This is a genomic window from Capnocytophaga sp. CM59, from assembly GCF_000293175.1.
GTDB classification, from domain to species: domain Bacteria; phylum Bacteroidota; class Bacteroidia; order Flavobacteriales; family Flavobacteriaceae; genus Capnocytophaga; species Capnocytophaga granulosa.
This window is the reverse complement of sequence record NZ_ALNN01000043.1, coordinates 1-3727: the sequence shown is the minus strand read 5'-3', so window position 1 is coordinate 3727 and position 3727 is coordinate 1. Positions and strand designations below refer to the sequence as shown.

At 30.9% G+C, this 3727-nt stretch carries 4 protein-coding genes and 1 pseudogene; all 5 read right to left on the bottom strand.

Going from position 1 to position 3727, the window contains the following annotated elements; genetic code table 11:
* Nucleotides 1–89, bottom strand: a pseudogene (locus HMPREF1154_RS13385) (IS1595 family transposase); the annotation flags it as partial.
* 453 nt (nucleotides 90–542) lie between these two features.
* Nucleotides 543–1325, bottom strand: a complete 783-nt coding sequence (locus HMPREF1154_RS09720; protein ID WP_009642420.1) for a hypothetical protein — start codon at nucleotides 1323–1325, stop codon at nucleotides 543–545.
* Nucleotides 1326–1731: 406 nt separating this feature from the next.
* Entirely contained in the window at nucleotides 1732–2709 is a 978-nt protein-coding gene (locus tag HMPREF1154_RS09705; RefSeq protein ID WP_009642419.1) for a hypothetical protein, read from the bottom strand.
* 12 nt (nucleotides 2710–2721) lie between these two features.
* Complete coding sequence (locus HMPREF1154_RS13790; protein ID WP_009642417.1) at nucleotides 2722–3063, bottom strand: hypothetical protein; 342 nt, start codon at nucleotides 3061–3063, stop codon at nucleotides 2722–2724.
* Nucleotides 3060–3647 (bottom strand): hypothetical protein, encoded by a 588-nt coding sequence (locus HMPREF1154_RS13785; RefSeq protein ID WP_232211994.1) that lies wholly within the window; start codon nucleotides 3645–3647, stop codon nucleotides 3060–3062. The genes HMPREF1154_RS13790 and HMPREF1154_RS13785 overlap by 4 nt, the downstream gene beginning before the upstream one ends.
* Nucleotides 3648–3727: the final 80 nt, after the last annotated feature.

The window sequence follows — 3727 nt, the reverse complement described above, 5'->3', positions numbered from 1 at the left end:
TTTAAAGAAGCTAGATATTCTTCGCAATCTAAGTCTGTTTTAAAGCGTTCAGTAAACTCTAAGAGGCTTTGTCCCTTGAATAATTCCATAATACATTAATTTAAGTTTCGCCAGCTCTGTAACTTATTGATATTCAAAAACCTCCCCCTACCCCCCTCCAAAGGGGGAATGAGATAGTTTATGATTCTCAAGAAGTTAGAGAGAGGATATTTTCCAGATTGATAGACAATTTTTATCTTTTTCAACGAATTTATTCCCCCTCTCGGAGGGGGCAAGGGGGAGGTTTATTTTGCAATATATTGATTATTCACTAATTACAAATCTAATTATAACTTAAAAATGACCTGAGAAACTTAAATACATTAATTTTCAGAGTGTAAATATATGAAATTATTTTGACACCTCAATATTTTTATTTTTGCAATCCCATTCCATTTCCTCTCTATTAAATCTTTCCATCATTGTCTTACGGCTTCCGAGGCAAAACTTCGTGTGCAGCGGTTTGCTCATCAGCATTAGAAGCTGCCAACTCAAAAATTATATCACGGCTCTGTAAAGATATAATCAAATCTTTCATCCTCTTCACCAAACGCTGCTCTATATCTTTTTGCGTACTCTTGTTTTGAAATCTGTTTTCCAGAAATTGCATCTATAAAATAATATAGATCACAATTTCTTTCTGAACAAACTATCAGATGATCCTTTTCTCTTTGTTGTTTTTCTTTTTTTGCTAATTCTATATATTTCTCTTTTTTTGCTAATTCTATATATTTCTCTAAACATTTATCTTTTGGGTAACCATCTTTTATGATAGCAACCCACATATTCATTTTTTCTACATAATTTAATCGAAATCCAAAATAATTTGTTCCTCTAATATCAACAATTCTACCTTTTCCAGTTTTAAGGTTGATATGTCCTTTCTTTTCCAAGAATTGTAAAATATAAGGATATTTAATTTTCTTGAATTTCTTATCTTCATCTACAATTCTTTTAACGCCTTTTTTATTGTAATAAACAGATTTTCCGATAAGTACATTTTCTCCTATAAAATGCTTGATGCTTTTAATTTTTCCATTCGGATAATAATCTTTACGGCGTGTTATAAAAGAAGGGGAGGGCAAACTTTCCTCTATATACCCCCCTTCTTCTTTGTCAAAATATATATCATAAACTCTGCACCCTTCTTTCATATATACCTCTTTCAATAATACCCCCCTTTTATGTTCAAGCTCTTTAGCGAGCTTAAAATCAAACGTTTCATTTTTAGGTTGTGCTATTACATAGGAAGCATACAAATATAGTAATACTAAAAATACTCTCATAATTGCTCATTAATTATTCTATTTAATATTTCTTTTATTGCGGGGTTTATTAATTTCCATTGCCATTGATAGAGAGCAACTCCTTCGTTTAGATAATCCATCACATTATCTGTTTCTTCCCCTTTATAAATAAAGTCATCACTATTCTTTTCAAAAGTATGATCTAACCCAATACTGTGCAAAACTTCGTGTGCAGCAGTTTGCTCACCAGCGTTTAAGAAGCAAAAAGAGCACTTATTCCTATCCCTGCGCCAAAGCCTTCATCAAACTTACACTCTCCCCAAGCTGTTGTGGCTAATAGGAAGAGTTGCTGATCAACAGAGGTCTATAACGTGGTCTTAGCAAGGTCGCGCTTCTCTATCAGTGCCTTGAAGTCTATGGGAGTTTTGTAGTAAGTGCCTTTCATTTATCTTATAACTTCTAATTCTTTTTTACCTTTTGGGCGATATAAATATATAGGGAAAATTCTTACTTTTTTTCTATTTTCCTCTTCATATCTTCCTACTAGTACAGGCTCTCCTTTACAACGAGGACATTTCATTGCTGTAAATAATAATGTGACTACTCTATCTTCACAATAATAAACCAACTCTTCATTATCAATTGAAGTCATATTAAAATTCTGTAGAGTTCCATCAAATGCAGCTGTATAAAATTTTGCAATATCCTTACTTTCTTTTTCTGTCATAAATAAAGCTTGAGCTACTTCTTTTTCTTTATATAAAATACTCTCTTCAAATTTATTTTCTTCTTTATTGATAATCATATTTCTAAGTTCATTAAACTTGTTTAGAACTTCTTTTTTTAGATTTAAGCTATCAGATAAATCAAATTTTTCTCCATCTTCCCATCCTTTTAATTGATATGGGACATTAGCCTGAAATGTTCCACAATATTCTACATAAGGTTTTCCCATATCTACAAATATATTTTTTCCTGTTTCTTTTTCTTTTTTTAGTGGAACTTCGAAATCTATCACAGGTGTAGAAATCTTTTCAATATCTCCATTATCTTTAAAACGAATAGCTTGTATTTTTAATTGGACTCTTGCCCATCCTTCTATCATTTTTTGTGGAATTCCATTGATGTGTATAGGAAAAATTCTAATTTTCCAAGATTGTAAACCACTCTTTAAAATTTCTGTATTTATGGGGACACTTGCGCTTAAGGCACCATTTCCCAATCCATAATATCTCTCAATAGGGAAGCCATTAATTAGTATTTCAAAATTACAACCTCCTATAAAATACTCTGCTTGATAACTAATAGCTTGCTCATGATATTTAACTTCTTTATATAAATTTGCTATTTTTTCCATTTTTATTCTTTCTTTACAACTTAAAAATGTTAAAATAGCTATAGCTAATAAATATACTTTTTTCATAAATTAGATACTTTACCTACGTATAATTACAAATTCATCACTACCTTGGGGTAAATATAATAAAATAGGGTAGGGAGCTGCTCCATAAGTTGTTCCTTTACTTATTAAAGGACTCCAACCTTTTATATCTAATGGAGAGTAATTATTAAATTCTTTAGTATGTGTTTTTCTCTCCAAAGTTACTAACTTCCCTTCTGCATAAAGTTTTAACTCATAATCCTCCAAGGGTATCATTGTTCCTTTACTATATTCTTCTACATCTTCCTTTATTTCCTCTAAATCTTTTTCTATTCGTTTTTCTGAAAGATAATCAAAAATACAAACTTCATCAAATCTTTTTTGAATCAGTTTCATCCACTCTTCTGAATTCCCGTCATTAAGTATCTTTCTGATCTTTGATGAAATGCTACTACCTTTTTCTCCAATTCTTTTTTATCCCATTTACGAAGGTCTTGCCCCTTACTCCAACCTTCTAATTCATAAGGCAAATCTGTAATTTCTACTTCCCATTCTTGCTCAAAGTAAGGTACATCAATTGTGGGGGCTGTAATAGGCAAAGGTTTATCTTCATAGTTTAATATCTCATCGGTCTCTTTATTGCGTATATAACTGCCAAATGATATATTCGAATTTTTAATATCTTTAGATGCTATTAGTTTTTCTCCAGCTTTAAAGGCTGGAAATATCCTCAATTTTACCTTATATTTCCCATTTTTTAATATATATGGGTTCATATCTACACCACTATTTGCTCCTACATAATCACAATCTGCTTTTATATCATTGATATAAAGTTCGTAAGGTACGCGCATTGAAAGAGCTATAATATAAGTGATCTGTTTCTCCAAGGGTATTTGTTGTATTTTCATTTCTCCTGTATTTTGTGCATTATTACAATTCAACAGTAAGATAGCCAATGTCAAGATTATATTTTTCATAAATTAGATACTTTACCTACGTATAATTACAAATTCATCACTACCTTGGGGTAAATATAATAAAATAGGGTAGGGAGCTG

What these genes read in the sequence shown, in the direction of transcription:
- HMPREF1154_RS09720 (WP_009642420.1), bottom strand. Translation starts at nt 1,325, where the DNA reads ATGAGAGTATTTTTAGTATTACTATATTTGTATGCTTCCTATGTAATA.
- HMPREF1154_RS09705 (WP_009642419.1), bottom strand. Translation starts at nt 2,709, where the DNA reads ATGAAAAAAGTATATTTATTAGCTATAGCTATTTTAACATTTTTAAGT.
- HMPREF1154_RS13790 (WP_009642417.1), bottom strand. Translation starts at nt 3,063, where the DNA reads ATGAAACTGATTCAAAAAAGATTTGATGAAGTTTGTATTTTTGATTAT.
- HMPREF1154_RS13785 (WP_232211994.1), bottom strand. Translation starts at nt 3,647, where the DNA reads ATGAAAAATATAATCTTGACATTGGCTATCTTACTGTTGAATTGTAAT.